The 18,624-nt window shown below is 71.0% G+C and carries 12 protein-coding genes and 2 pseudogenes; 7 read left to right on the top strand and 7 right to left on the bottom strand.

What is annotated here, in order from left to right:
• Nucleotides 1-34: 34 nt before the first annotated feature.
• Together OU787_RS33580 and OU787_RS33575 are read right to left on the bottom strand one after the other, a co-directional pair.
• Nucleotides 35-629 (bottom strand): annotated as a pseudogene (locus OU787_RS33580) (hypothetical protein).
• 195 nt (nucleotides 630-824) lie between these two features.
• Complete coding sequence (locus tag OU787_RS33575; protein ID WP_268661677.1) at nucleotides 825-3,539, bottom strand: tetratricopeptide repeat protein; 2,715 nt, start codon at nucleotides 3,537-3,539, stop codon at nucleotides 825-827.
• A gap of 143 nt (nucleotides 3,540-3,682) precedes the next feature.
• On the opposite strand from OU787_RS33575, the gene OU787_RS33570 reads away from it, so the two are divergent.
• The 3 genes and pseudogenes from OU787_RS33570 to OU787_RS33560 form a co-directional block, all read left to right on the top strand.
• Nucleotides 3,683-4,069 carry a hypothetical protein gene (locus OU787_RS33570; protein ID WP_268661676.1) on the top strand — a complete coding sequence of 129 codons (387 nt, stop codon included), beginning with the start codon at nucleotides 3,683-3,685 and terminating at the stop codon, nucleotides 4,067-4,069.
• 471 nt (nucleotides 4,070-4,540) lie between these two features.
• Entirely contained in the window at nucleotides 4,541-5,017 is a 477-nt protein-coding gene (locus OU787_RS33565) for a hypothetical protein (RefSeq protein ID WP_268661675.1), read from the top strand.
• Nucleotides 5,018-5,311: 294 nt separating this feature from the next.
• Nucleotides 5,312-5,521 (top strand): annotated as a pseudogene (locus OU787_RS33560) (hypothetical protein); the annotation flags it as partial.
• A 37-nt stretch (nucleotides 5,522-5,558) separates the two neighbouring features.
• Here OU787_RS33560 and OU787_RS33555 read toward each other — a convergent pair.
• From OU787_RS33555 to OU787_RS33535, 5 genes are all read right to left on the bottom strand, one after another.
• A complete protein-coding gene (locus OU787_RS33555) occupies nucleotides 5,559-6,770 on the bottom strand; it encodes an ROK family transcriptional regulator (protein WP_268661674.1) in 1,212 nt (403 codons plus the stop codon).
• Between the two features lie 12 nt (nucleotides 6,771-6,782).
• Nucleotides 6,783-8,045 (bottom strand): sugar ABC transporter permease, encoded by a 1,263-nt coding sequence (locus OU787_RS33550; protein ID WP_030460235.1) that lies wholly within the window; start codon nucleotides 8,043-8,045, stop codon nucleotides 6,783-6,785.
• Nucleotides 8,042-8,821: an ATP-binding cassette domain-containing protein gene (locus OU787_RS33545; RefSeq protein WP_030460234.1), complete on the bottom strand. Its 780-nt coding sequence runs from the start codon at nucleotides 8,819-8,821 to the stop codon at nucleotides 8,042-8,044. The genes OU787_RS33550 and OU787_RS33545 overlap by 4 nt, the downstream gene beginning before the upstream one ends.
• A gap of 116 nt (nucleotides 8,822-8,937) precedes the next feature.
• Nucleotides 8,938-10,038: a sugar ABC transporter substrate-binding protein gene (locus tag OU787_RS33540; RefSeq protein WP_030460233.1), complete on the bottom strand. Its 1,101-nt coding sequence runs from the start codon at nucleotides 10,036-10,038 to the stop codon at nucleotides 8,938-8,940.
• Nucleotides 10,039-10,414: 376 nt separating this feature from the next.
• Complete coding sequence (locus OU787_RS33535; protein ID WP_268661673.1) at nucleotides 10,415-13,531, bottom strand: OmpL47-type beta-barrel domain-containing protein; 3,117 nt, start codon at nucleotides 13,529-13,531, stop codon at nucleotides 10,415-10,417.
• Nucleotides 13,532-13,889: 358 nt separating this feature from the next.
• On the opposite strand from OU787_RS33535, the gene OU787_RS33530 reads away from it, so the two are divergent.
• The 4 genes from OU787_RS33530 to arfA are packed head-to-tail and all read left to right on the top strand — an operon-like array spanning nucleotide 13,890 to nucleotide 18,604.
• Nucleotides 13,890-15,185: an ABC transporter substrate-binding protein gene (locus tag OU787_RS33530; RefSeq protein ID WP_268661672.1), complete on the top strand. Its 1,296-nt coding sequence runs from the start codon at nucleotides 13,890-13,892 to the stop codon at nucleotides 15,183-15,185.
• 11 nt (nucleotides 15,186-15,196) lie between these two features.
• Nucleotides 15,197-16,222, top strand: a complete 1,026-nt coding sequence (locus OU787_RS33525; RefSeq protein WP_030460230.1) for a carbohydrate ABC transporter permease — start codon at nucleotides 15,197-15,199, stop codon at nucleotides 16,220-16,222.
• Complete coding sequence (locus tag OU787_RS33520) at nucleotides 16,222-17,064, top strand: carbohydrate ABC transporter permease (RefSeq protein ID WP_030460229.1); 843 nt, start codon at nucleotides 16,222-16,224, stop codon at nucleotides 17,062-17,064. Before OU787_RS33525 ends, OU787_RS33520 begins: the two co-directional genes overlap by 1 nt.
• Nucleotides 17,065-17,104: 40 nt before the next feature.
• Nucleotides 17,105-18,604 carry an arabinosylfuranosidase ArfA gene (gene arfA / locus OU787_RS33515; RefSeq protein ID WP_268661671.1) on the top strand — a complete coding sequence of 500 codons (1,500 nt, stop codon included), beginning with the start codon at nucleotides 17,105-17,107 and terminating at the stop codon, nucleotides 18,602-18,604.
• Nucleotides 18,605-18,624: the final 20 nt, after the last annotated feature.

The raw sequence follows: 18,624 nt of genomic DNA, 5'->3' as shown, positions 1-18,624 counted from the left end.
TTCGGCGCCGGGTTGGTGCAGGGGTCCTTCGTGATCAAGTGCCGGCCCCGGTGAGGCCTTTGATCCGGATCATCGCGCCGCGGAGACGGAGGCCGGCGAGGTAGCTCGTCGAGGTCTTGTCACAGCGCGTGGCTGTGCCTCGCCAGGCCTTCGTCCTGTCGATCAGGCGCTCGACGGTGTTCCGGTCCTTGTAGAGCTCTACGTCCTGGCCGACGGGCCGACCGCCCTTACTGCCCTTCTTCTCGCGGTTGACGGCCTGGTCGACCTTCTCCGGGATGATGGCCTTGATGCGGCATTTTGACCGTCCGGGGAGGGCAGCCTTCAAGAGGAGCTTGCAGCGGTGTCGGATGCATCGCCGCTCTTCCCTGCCCGGGTCGTCGCGCCCGTCTTGTTCCTGCGGCCCCCCCCTTTTGCCGGGCCTTGTCCGCTTTCTCAGCAGCTTTCTCCAAGGCAGTCAGGGCGTCGGGTCCAGATGCATCCCGGCGGCGTCGTGATGGGCCCGAACGGTGGGGCAGGATCCCACCCTCGAACTGCCGGTGCAGCCGCTCGGGGTACCGGCCGTACTCGCCGACCGGCAGGTACGGCTCGATGAACTCCCACTCCGCATCTGGTAGTTGCACTCTCGTCACGGAAGACGGTCTACAGGAGTAGAGCTTGCCCGCACGGCCCTTCGGGGCTGTCGGTGCCTGCCGGTTGGTCATCGCCCGGCACCGACCGCTCGGGTTCGCTCCGGCCGCTCCCGGGTCGGCCGCCGCCCTTTTACGCCCCTGGTCGTTGATGGCCAAGGCTCCGTCACCGGCCTGGCGACCGCCTGGTGGCGGGCACTAGCTGACGTCGGGGCTGTCGTGCGCGAACTCGCCGAGCGTCGCGGTGAGGGCGTGTTTCAGTGCGGGGTACTCGGCCTCCTCCAGGATTCCTAGCGCCTCGTGGAGGCGTGTCCGGGCGGTGTGGTGGTCGGGCGGGTTGTCGGTCAGGGCGACGCGGGCCATGCCGTAGGCGGCGCGTGCCCTGACGACCGATTCCGAGTCTTCCTCCGAGGCGAGCACTCGTTGGTAGAGCTCGGCCGCACCGGCCAGGTCGCCGAGGGCGAGCAGCGCGTCGCCTCGGTGCTGCGGAAGGAGCAGGATCCACCGGTGATAGGTCCGGTCGTTCAGGCGAGCGGCGGCCTGGTCGAGGAATTCCAGGGCGCCCGAGGGATCGCCGGCTCGCAGAGCGTTGACTCCCAGTTCGAACAGTGCCTCGGTCTCCTCGCCCCAGTCGCCGATCTCGCCAGCGAGTGCCTGCGCCCGTCGGTACGCCCGGGCGGCTTCCTCGTAGTCGCCCCGCTCGGTGGCCAGCATGCCGAGGACGTTGATCGCCGGGGCCAGGCGTCGGTCCGCCCCCGTTCGCTCGGCGAGCGCCACGGCCTCGGCCACCGCGGCGGCGGCCCGGTTGTGCTCGCCCAGCAAGCTCGTGTTCAGGCCGATGGCGACCAGGATGAACGTCTGGTGGTCCTGGCTCCCGGACTCGCGGTACAACTCCAGCGCCTCGGCCAGCAGGTCCAGGGCTTGACGGTGGCGGCCCATCGCGCAGGCCCCGATGCCCATGTTGTGCAGGCAGCTCGCTTCGCCGTGGCGGTCGCCGGTCTCCCGCATGAGCGTGAGGGCTTCGTGGAAGATCTCCATGCCTTGCCTGTACTGACCCATGTCGGACAGGACGCAGGCCAGGTTGCCGAGGGTGGACGCGGTTTTCGCGCGGTCCCCGACGATCTTGCGCAGCCGCAGAGCCTCACGGGTAGCGGGCACGGCCAGGTCGAAGCGGCCAGTCACGACTTCGAGATTCCCCCGGGCGTGCCAGAGCTCGGCCTGCGCGGCGACGTTGCCGTCCGCCTCGGCCGCGGCGAGGCCGTGGTGGAGGCTCTCCGCCCAGTCGGAATTGAGGCCCGATTGGTAGTAGTAGGCCCACAGCGCCTGCGTGAAACGCCAGGCGTGTCCTGGCCACCCGTCTGTGCCGGCGTACCGGGTTGCCGCCAGCAGGTTCGCGCGCTCGGCGGACAGCCAGGCGCGTGCCTGGTCTCCATCGGCCGGGTCGGCCACCAGGAGCGCCGGCGGGCGCGGCAGGTCGCCGTTGCGGTACCGGTTGCGGTTGATCAGGTCCGTGGCCGCGTAGACGGAGTGCAGGTTCCAGTCCAGCCAGCGGGTCGACGCGGCGTTGCGCTCTGCAGGTGAGTCGACGGCCCGGCACCTCTCGGCGGCGAAGGCCCGCACCAGGTCGTGGAGCTCGTACCGGCCCGGCGCCTGCTGCAGCAGCAGGTGCTCGTCCTGCAGCAGCTCCAACAGGTGGTCGGCCTCCTCCAGGTCGATGGCGGCCAGCGCCGCGACGGAGTCAACGGTGGTGTCCAACCCCGGATCGGTCCCCAGCAGTCGGAGCACGCGTTGCGCGGCTGTCGGCAGCCCCCGGTAGGAAAGGTCGAATACCGCCGTCACGCCCGGCTCCGCGCCTGCTCCTTTTGCCAGACGCTCGGCGAGTTTCTGCAGGCTCCAGGCCGGACGGGAGCGAAGACGGGCGGCCGCCAGCGCCACAGCCAGCGGTAGGCCACCGCTCAACTCGGCGATCTGCCGGGCGGCGTGGGGCTCGGCGCCGACCCGGTCCGGCCCGGCGATCCGCCCGAGCAACTGCAGCGATTCCTGCGGTTCGAACACGTCGAGCATCACCACGGTCGCGTCAGGAAGCTCGGTCAGGCTGCGCCGGCTCGTGATCACCACGAGGCAGGTGGGACTGCTCGGAATCAGATCCCGTACCTGGCAGGCCTCCGCGGCATTGTCCAGCACCACCAGAGCGGCGCGAGCGTGCATGCGGTCTCGGAACATCGCCACCCGTTCCTCCAGCGTCTGCGGGACGTGCTGGGCCGCGACACCCAACTGGCGAAGGAACGAGTCCAGCACCGCCGCCGGGTCCGCGGGCGGCCTGTCCGGGTCGTACCCACGCAGGTTCGCGTACAGCTGAAGGTCGGTGTAGTGGCCGGCCCGAACCAGCTGGTGCGCGGTGTGCAGGGCCAACTGGGTCTTGCCGACCCCGGCCATGCCCTCGATCACCATGACGGGCACCGTGGTCGCTTGGGTCGGCGCTCCCGTGGCAGCCGTCATCAGCCGGTCGACCTCCCGCCGGCGCCCGGTGAACGTGGCCAGGTCCGGCGGCAGCTGCCGGAACACCCCTGCGGGGCCCACGGCGTTCGCGTCCCGCTGGATGCGCAGGTATGCCTGGCGCCAGCGGTCGACGGCCGGTTCGTCCGATCCCAGCGCCCGGACGATCGCGATCGCCAGGTCCAGGTCCAGACGCCGCCTGCGGGTCTGGAAGACCGCCCCGACCGTGGACTGACTCACCGGGCGCGGCGGGCGCAGCAGCGGCCCGACGCGACGTGCGAGCGTCCGGTACGACGGTGCCCCCGCCTGCAGACGCAGCGCGCCCAGCAACGCGATGAACTCCGGCAGGTCGGCCGCTCTTGCCGGATCCGGCACGTCGCGACTCTCAAGGTTCTCCGGCTCTCCCCCAACCAGCATGGCAAGACCCTACCGGCCGATGACCAGAGTTGACCCGGATTCGGGCCCCACGCTCCGTACTCGCGCAGCATGGCATGTGGCCGGGCGCCATCGTCCGGCCAACGAGCACCTCACCATCCGAAATCCGAGAAGGGAACCGCTCCATGCTGTCTCGTCGCGCCTCCCTGCGCTCAGCCATAGCCGCCCTCGGTGTGGGCGCCGCGCTCGCCCTGTCCGCCGGCACCCCCGCCTTCGCCGCCAACGAGGGCGACCACTGGCTCAACACGCCGAACTGCACCGCCGACCAGAAGATCGAGCTGCACCTCTACAACGGCGTGTACCACGACGCCCAGGCCATCGACCCGACCTACGTCAACGGGAGCTGCGAGTTCGTCCTCACGGACAACGGCAGTGTCATCTACGACTCCACCAAGAGCTCGCAGTCCCCCTGGTACTACGACGGCCCGGGCCACACCATCTGCGCCAAGGTGACCGAGTACAACTACAACGGGCGCGGGACCAACTACACGGCCAACGGCGTCTGCAACTGAACCACCCCCGGGACGGGCGGCCCCCCCGGGTGAAGGCGGGCGGGCCGTGGACCCCCGAGCACGGCCCGCCCCTGGTGCTGCCGAGCTGGCCATCGAAGCCGGTAACACACAAGATGACGGCCCGGCAGCCACGGCAGGGCCTTCGTCACTGCACAGGTGCGGGCGAGTCGGCCGGGTGCTCCGGACTCGTCCAGCACCCGGCTGAAGACCGCGACCTGGATCGCCGGCTTCTACAACACGCGACGCTGCACAGCGCGGCCGGCCGACTTCCGCTGTGGTCGGCGCGTTGCCGTGAAGGACATGGCGGGTCGTCAGCGTCGAACACCGCGTGAGTGCGACACGAACCCCCTGGAGTGCGCTGCGCCAGGCCGGGATCGTCCCCCGCTCTGGGCGTCGGCCCAAAGGCCGCGGCCAGAGCAGTCAGCGACCTGTCAGACAACCCAGCGAGGAGAACCTCGTGAAGGAGATCTCATGATCAAGCGGATTCTCACCACGGCGACCGCCATCGTAACCGTCTTGGCGGGCATCGTATGCGCCGCCCCCTCGGCGTCCGCCCAGGAGAACGGCTTCGCGTGCCGGTCCGACAACACGCCCAACCACTCGTGGGCGAACTGGAGCAGTAACAACCTGGACTCCTGCATCGCCTACGATGCGAACGACCCCTCCGTGATCTGGGCCGGGGTCGGGGTCAACAACTACTTCACCACTGATCCCTGCGCGCAGCTCGTGGATGCCTCCACCGGCAGGTGGCTGTACGACTACGGCTGCGCCGACAAGTGGACCGGCAGCTGGGTCCCGGGCTCTTCCGGGAACCACTACTTCAACATTCGCTCGGCCGACCTCGGCAAGACCGGACACCCGGTGTACGTGCAGGTCGGCTTCTGGGCGAACTTCGGTTCCGGGCTGCAGTACTACATGAACGTGCAGAGCCCGACGCTTTGGTTCTAGCCTCGAGCGAGCCCACCGGACGGCTGATCTCGCATGCTGATGCCTGAGGTCGCCACTGCGGTGACCGGGCGCTGAGAAAGCCTTGGAGGCCGTCACCCGGCCGGTGGCGGCTCTCCACGCCTTCCCAGTCGGGAGGGGTGTCCACGAGACCCCTCCCGACCTGAGACGGGCCGGTCACCGTGCTACGGGCCCATCTCGCGGGCCTGGCTGATAGGGATCTTTGAATTTGGGTGCAGATCCGATGAAGGCACCCGGACAACGGTGCTCATCGGGACCTCAGAAGGCGGGACGCAGGCGAACACGGGTGAGCTCGGCGCGCTCGGGGTCCAGCTTCAGCAGCCCGCCGCCCACGACGCCGAGCTCTACAAGGACCGGAACACCGTCGAGCGCCTGATCGACAGGACGAAGGCCTGGCGAGGCACAGCCACGCGCTGTGACAAGACCTCGACGAGCTACCCCGCCGGCCTCCGTCTCCGCGGCGCGATGATCCGGATCAAGGGCCTCACCGGAGCTGGCACTCGATCACGACCGAGTACGCGCCCTAGCGTCCCGAGAGCCGGGCGAGCGTCTCCAGCGGCCGGGCGAGCACCTCGGAGAAGGCCAGTTCGGCGGCGCCGATCAGCACGGTGTCGTCGCCCAGTTCGCTGACCCGCAGGCGCAGTTGCTCCCGGACGGCGGCCAGCGCGTTGGTGTTGATCCGGCTGCGCACCTGGGCGGCGGAGCCGAGGAAGACGTCCCGGAGGGTGCCGCCGAGGACGACCAGGTCCGGGTCGAAGAGGTTGGCCAGGTTGGCGATGCCGATGCCGAGCCAGTCGCCGACCCGGTGCAGGGCGGCGCGCGCGGCGACGTCCCCGAGGTCGGCGGCGGTGACGACGGCGCGCACGGCCTCGCTGCCGGTGCTGCGGCCGTCCCGGCCGGCGGCCTCCAGCAGGGCCCGCTCGCCGGCCTCGGCCTCCAGGCAGCCGCGGGCCCCGCAGCCGCACGGCCGCCCCTGGAACGGGTTGACGGTCATGTGGCCGATCTCGCCGGCGTACCCGCGCTCTCCGCGCAGCAGTTCGCCGGCGGTGATCACCCCGGCGCCGATGCCGATCTCGCCGTGCAGGTAGACCAGGTTGCGGCTGCCGCGGCCGATGCCGCGGCGGTGCTCGGCGAGCGCGCCGAGGTTGGCCTCGTTGGCGACCAGGACCGGCACGCCCGGGCGGAGCCGGTCGGTGAGCGCCCCGGCGAGGTCGACGCCCTTCCAGCCCATGTTGGGGGTGAGGCCGACCAGGCCGTCGGGGTGGCGGACGAGGCCGCGGACCGCCGCGGCCACGCCGACGCAGGTGCTGCCCCCGGGCGTGCGGGCCAGCATCTCGCGGGCGGGTCCGGCGAGCAGGGCGGCCACCTCGGCGGGGTCCTGCGGCGGCCCGTCGGGCCACGGGTGCTCGCGGCGGTCCAGGAAGACGCCGCCGAGTCCGACCAGTGCGGCGGACAGCCGCTCCACGCCGACGTCCAGCGCGAGGACGTGCGCGCGGGCGGGTTCCGGGCTGACGACCAGTGAGGGCCGGCCGGCCCGGCCGGTCTCCTGCGGCAGTTCCTCGCGGACCAGGCCCGCGGCCGCCAGGTCGCCGACCAGGCCCAGAATGGTGCTGCGGTTGAGGCCGAGCCCGGCCGCCAGGACGGCCCGCGAGGTCGGCCCCTCGTAGTGGACGTGGCGCAGCAGCGCGCCCAGGTTGTGCTGGCGGACCTCTTCCTGGGAAGGACCGGCTCTCATCGCGGGTGACCCTCATCGTCGGGCGGTGCGGCGGCGGGACATGGCGTCCACGCCGGCGGCCACCAGCAGTACCGATCCCGTGACAGCGTACTTGACGCCCGAGCTGTACCCCATCAGTCCCATGCCGTTCTGGATCACCGCGACGACCAGGCCGCCGAGCACCGCGTCGACCACCCGGCCGCGGCCGCCGAACAGGCTGGTGCCGCCGATGACGGCGCTGCCGACGGCGAGCAGCAGGACGTTGCTGCCACCGGTGTTGGGGTCCACGGAGTTGCCCCGGGAGGCGGCGATGACGCCGCCGACGGCGGCCAGGCAGGAGCAGATGACGAAGGCGGCGATCCGGATGAAGGCGACGTTGATGCCGGCCCGGCGGGCGGCCTCGGGGCTGCCACCGACGGCGTAGACGTGCAGGCCGAAGTTGGTGCGCTGGAGGGTGAAGGTGCCCAGCAGCAGCAGCGCGCCGATCACCGGGACCACCAGCGGGACGCCCTTGAGCGAGTTGACCAGGACGTTGCGGCTGCGCTCCTGGTTGAGCAGGGCCACGGCGGTGGCGCCGAGCACGAGGACGGCGCCGATCCGGACGGCGAGCAGCGCCGTCGGCGTCCCGGCCAGGCCGCGGCCGCGCCGGTCGCGGCTGCGGCGCACCTGGAGCACCGCGTAGCCGGTGGCGCAGGCGGCCAGCAGCAGCCAGCCGAGCAGGGGGCTGAGGTTGTCGTTGGCGATCGCCAGGACGGTCGGGTCCTTGATCGAGACGTTGGTGCCCTCCTTCAGCAGGATCAGCACGATGCCCTGGAAGCCGAGGAACGCGGCCAGCGTCACCACGAAGGACGGGATGCCGACCTTGGCGACGAGGGCGCCGAGCAGCAGCCCGATGGCCGCGCCGGTCAGCAGGGCCGCGGCCACCGCGGCGTACCAGGGCCAGCCGTGGTTGGTCAGCAGGATGGCCAGGACGGCGGCGCAGACGCCGCTGGCGTACCCCGCGGACAGGTCGATCTCGCCGAGCAGCAGGACGAAGACCAGGCCCATGGCGATGGCGATGCTGCCGGCGCTCTGGGTGAGCAGGTTGGCGAAGTTCAGGTTGGACAGGAAGACCGGGCGCAGCAGCGCGAAGAAGACGCACAGCACGACCAGGCCGGCGACGGCGGGCAGCGAGCCGAGTTCGCCCGCGCGGATCCGGTCGAGGTAGCCGCGGCCGAGGTCCGCCAGGCTCCCGGCGGCAGCGGGCTTCACGGGGTCCCCGGGGTCCCCGGGCTTCTCGGGGGCGAGGGCGGTCATGCGGCGGCTCCCTTGGGGGTGTGCTGCGGGCCGAGGTCGCCGCTGCGGCCCGAGGTGATCAGTTCGACGACCTGGGCGTGCGTCACGTCGGTGGCCTTGACCTGGGCGGCCATGCGGCCGAGGTAGAGCGCGGCGATCCGGTCGGAGACCGCGAAGACGTCGTTCATGTTGTGCGAGATGAGCACCACGGCCAGGCCGTTGTCGGCCAGGCGGCGGACGAGTTCGAGGACCTGGGCGGTCTGGGCGACGCCGAGGGCGGCGGTGGGCTCGTCGAGGACCACCAGCTTGCTGTTCCACAGCACGGCCTTGGCGATGGCGACGGTCTGGCGCTGGCCGCCGGAGAGGCTGGAGACCTTCTGCCGCAGGGACTTGACGGTGCGCACCGACAGGCTCTTGAGCGTGGCGGCGGCCATCTCCTCCATGGTCGCGTCGTCGAGCACCAGGCCGCGGCGCTTCTCCCGCCCGAGGAACATGTTCTGGACGATGTCGAGGTTGTCGCACAGCGCGAGGTCCTGGTAGACGATCTCCACGCCGAGCGCGGCGGCGTCGCGGGGGCTGTGCACCTGGACCGGTCGGCCTTCGAAGAGGTAGTCGCCCGCGTCGACGGGGTGGATGCCGCCGATGCACTTGACCAGCGTCGACTTGCCGGCGCCGTTGTCGCCGACGAGGGCGGTGACCTCTCCCGCGCGGGCGCTGAGCGCGACGTCGTGCAGGACCTGGACGGGGCCGAAGCTCTTGTCGATCCCGCGCAGTTCGAGGACCGGTGTGTCTGTCATGGGTGGGGCTCCTGGTGGGCGTCAGCGGGGGTGCAGCGGGGCGGGCCCCGTGCCCCGGGCGGCACGGGGCCCGCGGGCGGCGGCCGGGCGCGGGCGCAACGGCCGGGCGCGGGGGGCTACTTGATGCCGGCCTTCGTGCACGGCTCCGCGTACTCGCCGGTGCACAGCTCCGCCTTGGTGACGTAGCCGTCGGTGACGACGTCCTGGACGTTGTCCTTGAAGATCGCCTGGGGGGCGAGCAGCACGGCCGGGACGTCCCGGTTGCCGGTCGGGTCGTGGACGGTCGCGCCGGGGTTGCTCTTCTTGCCGCCGGCCAGGTCGACCGCGAGGGCGGCGGCCGCGTCGGCCTCCTTCTTGACCGCCTTGTAGACGGTCATGCACTGGTCGCCCGCCAGGATGTTCTGCAGGCCCTGGACGGTGGCGTCCTGGCCGGTGATCGGGACCTGTCCGTTGCGGTGGTTCTTGCGCAGCACGGCGATGGCGGAGTTGGCCAGGCCGTCGTTGGCGGCGAGCACGCCGCTGATGTTCGGCTGGCTGGTGTACATCTGCTCGAAGATGGTCTGCGCCTGGGCGTTGTCCCAGTCCGGCACCGACTGGTTGGGGCCCTTGGTGTACTCGCCGGAGGCGTACTTCGGGTCGAGCACGCCGTTGTAGCCGTTGGCGAACAGGGTGGCGTTGTTGTCGGTCGGGGAGCCGTTGAGCTCGGCGACGACCGGGTTCTTGGCGCCCGTGTCGCCCAGGCACTTGGCCAGGCCCTCGCCCTGCAGCTTGCCGACCTGGGTGTTGTCGAAACTGACGTAGTACTGGGCGGAGCCGCCGAGGGTGAGCCGGTCGTAGTCGATGGTGGCCACGCCCTGGGCCTTGGCCTTGTCGAGGACGGCCTTGCCGGTGCCGCTGTCCAGGTTGACGATGACCAGCACGTTCACGCCGCTGGTGATCATCTGGTCGGCGATGGTCTGGAAGGCCTGCTTGTCGCCCTCGGCGTTCTGGATGTCGTAGTCCACCCCGGCGGCCTTGAAGGCGGCCGAGAGGTAGGTGCGGTCGGCGGTCTCCCAGCGGACGGACGACTTGCTGTCCGGCAGGATCACGCCGATCTTCGGCTTCTTGCCGCCCGCCGAGCCGGAGTCGGAGCCCGAGGACGAGGACGAGCAGGCGGTGGCCGTGGTGAGCAGGGTCGCCGCCAGGGCGGCGGTGGCGAACAGGAGCCCCTTGCGCATGGGCAGGGTCCTTTCGGGGCGTGTCCGGCCGGTGCCGGACGTGCGTGACTGCGGACGGGTGGGAGGGGACGCGGGCGCGGGGCGGGGAAGCAGCCCCGGCGCGGTTTGTTGCCTGCGACAACATACGACCTGCCGAAGGGCCCGCCAAGCCCTCGTACCGACGCCGACGGATAACGATCACATCACCGGACACCGGCGGCCCGGCCTCCGGCGGCCCGGCCTCCGGCAGAAAGCCAACTCGCCTGCCGGGCAGGGGAAATGGCCCACGGCGCCGCCGACGGACGCCCCTCCCCGGGGCCGGCCGGCCGGGCGCACGCCGAGACCGCCCGCCCCCGGCCGCAGGCGGTCGGGGACGGGCGCTCGGGGGTCGGACGGGCTACCGGCGGTCGGTCACCGCCAGCCCGGCGCACTGGCCGGTCGCGGCCCGGGCGGTGTGGTTCACCGCCCCGCCGTCGACGGGCGCGGGGTCGTTGCCGGTGCAGCTCAGGACGCCGTCGACGCCGTTGCCGGAGAGCAGCGGCGCGCTGCCGGTGTTGCCGGTCAGGCTCACCGGCCCGGCGAAGGTGTTGCCGGTCAGGCTGATCCGGCCGGTGGTGCCGGAGAGCGTCGCGTTCCCGGCGAAGGTGCTGTTCTCCGCCACCACGGTGTTCCCCCGGTGGACGTTCAGCGGCCCGCGGACCGCGCTGTCGACCACGACCAGGACGGCCGCGTCGTCGACCACCGTGACGGTGCCGACCTCCGCGCCCTTCACGCAGGTCGTCCCGGCGGAGACGACCAGGGCGCTGCGGCTGTGTCCGGTGACGGTGCGGGTGCACTTCGGCACCACGTCCACGGTCGCGGTGCCGGTGGCGCTGCGGTTGCCGGCCCGGTCGGTGGCCCGGTAGGCGACGGCGTGCCGGCCCGGGGCGTCGACGGTGACGGTGCCGGTGTACGGCTGCCAGCCGCCGCCGTCCAGGGCGTACTCCAACGAGCCGATGCCGGAGGCCGCGTCCTCGCCCGTCAGGGTGAGGTCCGCGGAGCCCTCGTACAGGTGGCCCAGGGTGGGTTCGGGCAGCTCGGCGGCGACGGTGGGGGCGGTGGCGTCCCGCTTGACGGTGAGGCGGGCCTCCTCGCTGGTGTTGCCCGCGGTGTCGGTCGCCCGGTAGCCGAGCTCGGTGGTGCCCTCCGGCAGGGCGAGCGGGGCGCGGTAGGGCTGCCAACTCCCTTCGCCGAGGCGGTACTCGACGCCCGCGACCCCGGAGTCGTCGGTGGCCGACAGGTCGACGGCCACCGGCCCGGTGAACCAGCCGTCCGACCCGTCGGGCGCCGCGGGGGTGGTGCGGGCCGTGACGGTGGGGGCGGTGCGGTCGAAGCCGAACCGCCAGTCGTCGACGTCGAACAGCTCGCCGGTGCCGGTGCCCTCGGCGACGAAGAAGACGTCGTGCACGCCGGTGACCCGGGTGGTCAGGTCGGTGCGGACCTCGCTCCAGGCGCCCGCGGAGGCGGCGGGGACGGTCAGCGTGCCGACCTGGGTGCCGGTGGCGTCCGGGTGGTCGAGGCGGACCCGGATCCGGCCGCCGGCCTTCGGCAGCACGTCGGCGGCCAGGCTGGTCGCGCCGTCCGGGCCGAAGTCGACGCCGGCCAGCGCGGTCCACTCGCCGTCGTTGACGTTGGTGAGCTTCTGCTCACCGCTGCTCCCGGCGCCGATCGGCAGCACCCGGATGCCGGACGCGGGGTCGTAGGCGTCCTGGATGCCGGAGTCCCAGGCGATCGTCTCGGCCTCGATCCGCCGGTGCGCGTCGAGCGTGCCCTGCCGGGACGGGCCCCGGTAGGTGCCGGTGATCGGCGCGATGGAGCCGTCGGCGTTGACCGTCACCTGGTCGATGTGGGTGGAGCGGTAGCCGTGGGGCTTGTCCAGGGAGCCGCCGGCGACCAGCGCCGACTGCACGGTCTGGGTGTGGTAGGTGATGTAGGTCCGGCCCTTGAACTCGAACATCGCGTGGTGGTTGTTGCCGCCCGCGCCGAAGAAGGAGCCGGGGTTGCCGAGGATCTCGCCCTGGTAGGTGAAGGGGCCCGTCGGGCTGTCGGACACCATGTAGGCGATGTTGCCGTAGCCGATGGCGTGGCCGTCGATCGTGCTGGAGTGGCTGAAGTTGGTGCAGTAGCTGTAGTAGTACTTGCCGTTGATCTTGTTGATCCCGGAGTCCTCGAACACCGCGGGCGCGTCGATGGTCGCCGCCGTGCCGACGGTGCTGACCATGTCGTCGCCGAGCCTGATCACCCGGGTGCTGCGCGGGTGGTCGGTGCCGTCGGTGGGCACGCCGCCGCCGAAGTAGAGGTAGGCCGAGCCGTCGTCGTCGACCAGGACCGCCGGGTCGAACATCCACACCACGCCGGCGGTGCCGGGCGTCGCGGGGCTCACCAGCGCCTTGCCGATCGGGTCGGTCCACGGGCCGGTGGGCGAGTCGGCGGTCAGCACGCCGATGCCGCCGCCGCTGTTGGCGAAGTACAGGAAGAACTTCTCCTTGCCGCCGACCGTCTTGTGCGCGGCCGCCGGGGCCCAGGAGTTGGCGGCCCACTTCGCGGCGCCGGGCGCGCCCGCCACCTTGACCTGGCCCTCGTTGGTCCAGTTGACCAGGTCGGCGGAGGAGATGACGGTGAGCGTCTTGATCTGCCCGTAGCCGTTGTCCTTGACGTTGCCCGCGGCGTCGTACTCGTAGGACTGCACGACGTCGCCGTTCGCGTCGTACGACGAGCCGTCCGAGGTCAGGTACTCGTACACGCGCCCGTCGTAGACCATCGCCCACGGGTCGGCGCCGTACTGGTAGTCCATCAGGGGGTTGGCGTTGCCGACGGTCTTGGCGGGTGCGGCGTGGCCGGGCGGGTGGGCCGCCGAGGAGTCCGCCTCGGTCAGCGAGACGTCGTCGGCCGCGAAGTCCATCAGGTTGGCGGCCGGGGCGCTCGCCGGGTCCTGGACCCAGGGGGTCTCCAGGAAGAGCTGCGCGGTGCTGACGTCCTGTCCGGCCGGGACGGTGAACGTGCCCCGGACCAGCCCCCACTGGCCGCGGGGCACCGTCACCGTGCCGAGGTTGGTGTAGGTGGCGCCGCCGTAGTGCATGGTGGCGAAGAACTGCTTGGTCGCCGGGGCGGCGGGGTCGTCGTACTTGACCCGCGCGGTGACGGTGTAGCTGTGACCGGCCCTCACCTTGCCCGAGACGTCCTGCATCGGGCCGGAGCCGGTGGTCTTCCGGCCGGTGACGAGCACGGCGGCGGATCCGGCGTAGGCGTCGGAGGTGAGCGACAGCGCCGCACCGTCGGTGGGGTTGCCGTGGTTGGCCGACCAGTTGGCGAGGCCGTTCTCGAAGCCGCCGTTGGCGACGAGCTCCGGGGCGGCCGCCCGGGCGGGGGCCGCCCCGGCGAGCAGGCCGGCGGCCAGGGCGGGGGCCAGCAGGGCGGCGGCGGTGCCGATCGCCGCGGCTCTGCGGCGGGTGGCTCCGAACCAGCGTCTGTCCATGGGCATCCTTGGGTGGAGGGGTTTGGCGCACCATATTGTTAGCGCTAACAAAGCCTGTCAAGCCTCTGCGCAAGCCCTCCGGGCCACGAACTTCGAAATGTTTCGGTGTTATCCGCCCGTAATCTGCCGCAAGTTTCGGACACTTTTCGGAAACAAGTTATTGACGCCCGCTCCGTGGCGAGCACATACTCTCCAGCATTCGAGCCGCCCCTGCCGACCGCTTCACGCCCGGTCACACCGGTCCACCCACCCGCGACCGGGCCGCAGGAGCCGCGGTGATCCCACCTGACGTGCCTTCACTTCGCGTACTCCCACCCGGGCTCCCCCGGCGACGACGACAGAACAGGAAGTCCCCACGATGACGAGAAAGACCCGCCGCACGGCGGCCGCCGCGATCGCCCTGGGCATCACGCTCGCCGTCACCGGCTGCGCCGGCAGCGACGGCGGCGGGAGCGGCGGCTCGTCCGACGGCAAGGTGACGCTGACCCTCTGGGAGAACGCCCAGCCCGGCCAGGGCGCCGAGTACTGGAAGGCGGCCGGGGCGGCGTACGAGGCCCTGCACCCGAACGTCAAGATCAACATCCAGACGGTCCAGAACGAGGACCTGGACGGGAAGCTGCAGACCGCGCTCAACTCCGGCTCCGCGCCGGACATCTTCCTGCAGCGCGGCGGCGGCAAGATGCAGGCCATGGTCCAGGCCGGCCAGCTCCAGCCGCTGGAGCTCACCGACACCGACCGGAAGAACGCGGGCGCGACGGGCATCGCCGGCTACACAGTCGACGGCAAGGTCTACGCGATGCCGGTCGACACCCAGCCCGAGGGCGTCTACTACAGCAAGGACCTGTTCCAGCAGGCCGGCATCACCGCGCCGCCCACCACGATGCCCGAACTGCAGGACGCCGTCGCGAAGTTGAAGGCGATCGGCGTCGCGCCGATCGCGGTCGGCGCCAAGGACGCCTGGCCGGCCGGGCACTGGTACTACAACTTCGCCCTGCGCGAGTGCAGCCAGGACACCATGAAGAAGGCCGCCCAGTCGCTGAAGTTCGACGACCCGTGCTGGACCAAGGCGGGCGAGGACCTGGCGTCGCTGCTCAAGACCGACCCGTTCCAGCAGGGCTTCCTGACCACCTCCTCGCAGCAGGGCGCCGGCTCGTCCGCGGGCCTGATCGCCAATCACAAGGCGGGCATGGAGCTGATGGGCAACTGGAACCCGGGCGTGATCGCCAGCCTGACCCCCGACCAGAAGCCGCTCCCCGACCTGGGCTGGTTCCCCTTCCCCTCCGTGCCGGGCGGCCAGGGCGACCCGGCCGCCATCATGGGCGGCCTCGACGGGTTCTCGCTGTCCAAGAAGGCGCCGAAGGAGGCCCTGGACTTCCTGCGCTTCCTGGTCACCACCGACCAGCAGAAGGAGTACGCCAAGGCGTTCGTCGCCATCCCGGTGAACCAGGAGGCCCAGGCGGCCATCACCGAGTCCTACAACGTCTCGGCGCTGCAGGCGTTCAACAAGGCCCCGTACTCGATGCTGTTCCTCGACACCGAGTACGGCCAGAACGTCGGCAACGCGATGAACACCGCCGTGGTGAACCTGTTCGCCGGCAAGGGCGGCGGCGCGGACATCGCCAAGGACACCAACGCCGCCGCCGCGAAGGGCTGAGTGCGCACACCATGAGCAACACCCTGGGCACTGAGCCGGCCGACGGCCACCAGTCGCAGGGCACGCCCGGAGCCGGGAGCGCGGCCACGTCCGCGCGCCCGGCTCCGCCGCCGGCGGCCACCCGCCGCCGGCGCGGCCGTGCCAAGCTGCGGTTCGAGATCGCGGTCCTGTCCGGACCGGCGATCCTCGTCTTCCTGGCGTTCGTGATCTTCCCGGTGGCACTCGCCGCGTTCTACGGCTTCTACCGCTGGCACGGCTACGGTCCGCCCACCGACTGGGTCGGCCTGAACAACTACAAGCTGATCCTCACCGACCCGGCGTTCCAGCAGGTGCTGTGGCACACCGGCGTGATCCTGGTGCTCTCGCTGGCCGTCCAGGGCCCGTTGGCGATCGGCCTCGCGCTCCTGCTCAACCAGAAGATCCGCGGCCGCTCGGCCATCCGGATCCTGATCTTCGTGCCGTACGTGGTCTCCGAGGTCATCGTCGGCACCGGCTGGAGCCTGATGCTCCAGAGCAGCGGCGCCCTCAACGACCTGCTGCGGCACCTCGGCCTGGGCTTCCTGCAGGCCGACTGGCTGTCCGACCCGAAGCTGGCCATCTGGACGCTGCTGGGCATCATCTCGTGGAAGTACATCGGCTTCGCGGTGATCCTGATGCTCGCCGGCCTGCAGTCGATCCCCGAGGAGCTCTCCGAGGCCGCCCAGATCGACGGCGCCTCGTACTGGCAGATCCAGCGCCGCATCACGCTGCCGCTGCTGGGGCCGACCATCCGGATCTGGGCGTTCCTGTCGATCATCGGCTCGCTGCAGCTGTTCGACCTGGTCTACATCATCTGGGGCCCGTACGTGGCGGGCACCGCGGGCACCTCGACCATGGCGATCTACATGGTCGGCCAGGGCCGCAACGCGGGCAACTACGGCTACGGGAGCGCGATCGCGGTCGTGATGTTCCTGATCTCGCTCGTCGTCGCCCTGCTCTACCAGCGCTTCCTGCTCCGCCGCGACCTGCAGGGCGCCATCACCGAAGGAGCCTCCTGATGAGCGCGCGGACGGCCGACCGGCCGCAGAAGTGGGGCAACCCCTTCACCTACTTCGTCGCCCTGCTGTTCATCGGGGTCTGCGTCGCCCCCGTGCTGTACATCGTGCTCGGCGGGTTCCGCACCAACGCGCAGATCAGCACGAGCCCGGCCGGCCTGCCCGGGCCCTGGGTGGTGAGCAACTACCTGAACGTCCTGAAGTCGGTGACGTTCTGGGGCGAGTTCGCCAACTCCCTGGTGGTGGCGCTCGCCAGCACCGCCGGCACGGTGGTGCTCGGCCTGATGGTGAGCTTCGTGCTCGCCCGCTACGACTTCAAGCTCAAGGGCGCGATGTACTCGCTGTTCGCGGCCGGCCTGATGTTCCCGATGGTCATCGCGATCACCCCGCTGTACATCGTGGTCAAGGACCTCGGCCTGGTCGACAACCTGCTGGGCGTGATCGTCCCGCAGATCGCCTTCGGCCTGCCGACGACCGTGATCATCCTGGTGCCGTTCCTGCGCGCCATCCCGAAGGAGATCGAGGAGGCCGCCGCGATCGACGGCACCGGCCGGCTCGGGTTCTTCTTCCGGATGGTCGTCCCGCTGTCGCGCCCCGGCGTGGTGACGGTCGGCATCCTCGGGTTCATCGGCAGCTGGAACAACTACGTGCTGCCGCTGTACGTGCTGAACTCGCAGGCGAACTTCACCCTGCCGCTCGGCGTCCAGGCGTTCTCCTCGCAGTACTCCGTGGACACCGCGAAGGTGCTCGCCTTCACCTCGCTCGCCATGCTGCCCGCGATGGCCTTCTTCGCCGCCTTCGAGAAGAAGATCGTCGGCGGCCTCACCGGTGCCGTGAAGGGCTGAACCCGCCCCGCACCGCACCGACCCGCTGAAAGGACCCGCTGTGCCCCGCGCCCACATCGCACTCGACCGGAAGGCCGTCGTCGGCCCCGTCCGGCGCCGCACCTTCGGCTCGTTCGTCGAGCACCTCGGCCGCTGCGTGTACACCGGCATCTACGAGCCGGACCACCCGACCGCGAACGAGGACGGCTTCCGGATGGACGTCGTCGAGCTGGTGCGGGAGCTCGGGTCCACGACCGTCCGCTACCCCGGCGGGAACTTCGTCTCGGGTTTCCGCTGGGAGGACTCGGTCGGTCCGCGCGAGCAGCGCCCGGTGCGGCGCGACCTGTCCTGGCACTCGCTGGAGTCGAACCAGGTCGGCCTGGACGAGTTCGCCAAGTGGCTCAAGCTCACCGGCTCCGAACTGATGCTGGCGGTCAACGTCGCCACCCGCGGCATCCTGCCCGCCCTGGACCTCCTGGAGTACGCCAACCACCCGTCCGGCACCGCGCTCTCCGACCGGCGCATCGCCAACGGCACCCCGGAGCCGCACGACGTGCGGATGTGGTGCCTGGGCAACGAGATGGACGGCCCCTGGCAGACCGGCTTCATGACCGCCGACGACTACGGCAAGATCGCCGCCCGCACCGCCGCCGCGATGAAGGCCGCCGACAAGGACCTCGAACTCGTCGTCTGCGGCTCCTCCGGCTCCGGCATGCCGACCTTCGGCGACTGGGAGCGCACCGTCCTGGAGCACAGCTACGACTACGTCGACTACGTCTCCTGCCACGCCTACTACCAGGTGCACGACGGCGACCTCGGCTCCTTCCTGGCCTCCTCGGTCGACATGGAGTTCTTCATCGACACCGTGCTCGCCACCGCCGACCACGTCGGGCACAAGCGGCAGTCGAAGAAGCGGATGAACATCTCCTTCGACGAGTGGAACGTCTGGTACCTGGAGGAGCACAAGGCGTCCGACGAGGTCAACGACGAGTGGCGGTACGCCCCGCGGCAGTTGGAGGACGTCTACACGGTGGCGGACGCCGTGGTCGTCGGCAACCTGCTGATGACGCTGCTCAAGCGCAGCGACCGGGTCACCTCGGCCTCGCTGGCCCAGCTGGTCAACGTGATCGCGCCGATCATGACCGAACCCGGCGGCCCCGCCTGGCGGCAGACCACCTTCCACCCGTTCTCGATCACCAGCCGGCTCGCCTCCGGCGAGGTGCTCCGGCCGGTGATCGACGCGCCGACCTACCTGACCGCCCGGCACGGCGAGGCGTCCCTGGTCGACGCCGTCGCCACCGTCGACGACGGCCGGGCCGCGGTCTTCCTGGTCAACCGCGACCTGTCCGAGCCGGCCCGGATCACCGTCGACGTCCGCGACCTCCCCGTGTCGCGGGTGGTCGAGGCGCTCACCCTCGCCGACGCCGACCCGTACGCCAAGAACACCCTCGCCGACCCGCTCCGGGTCGTCCCGGCCGCGAACACCAGCGCCACCCTCGCCGACGGCGTGCTCACCGTCGAGCTGCCCCCGGTGTCGTGGACGGCGATCGCCCTCCACTGAGCGACGACCGGCAGCCCACC

The sequence above is a fragment of the Kitasatospora sp. YST-16 genome (assembly GCF_026802215.1).
In the GTDB taxonomy this organism is placed as follows: Bacteria; Actinomycetota; Actinomycetes; order Streptomycetales; family Streptomycetaceae; genus Kitasatospora; species Kitasatospora cineracea.
This window is presented reverse-complemented; position numbering and strand designations above follow the sequence as displayed.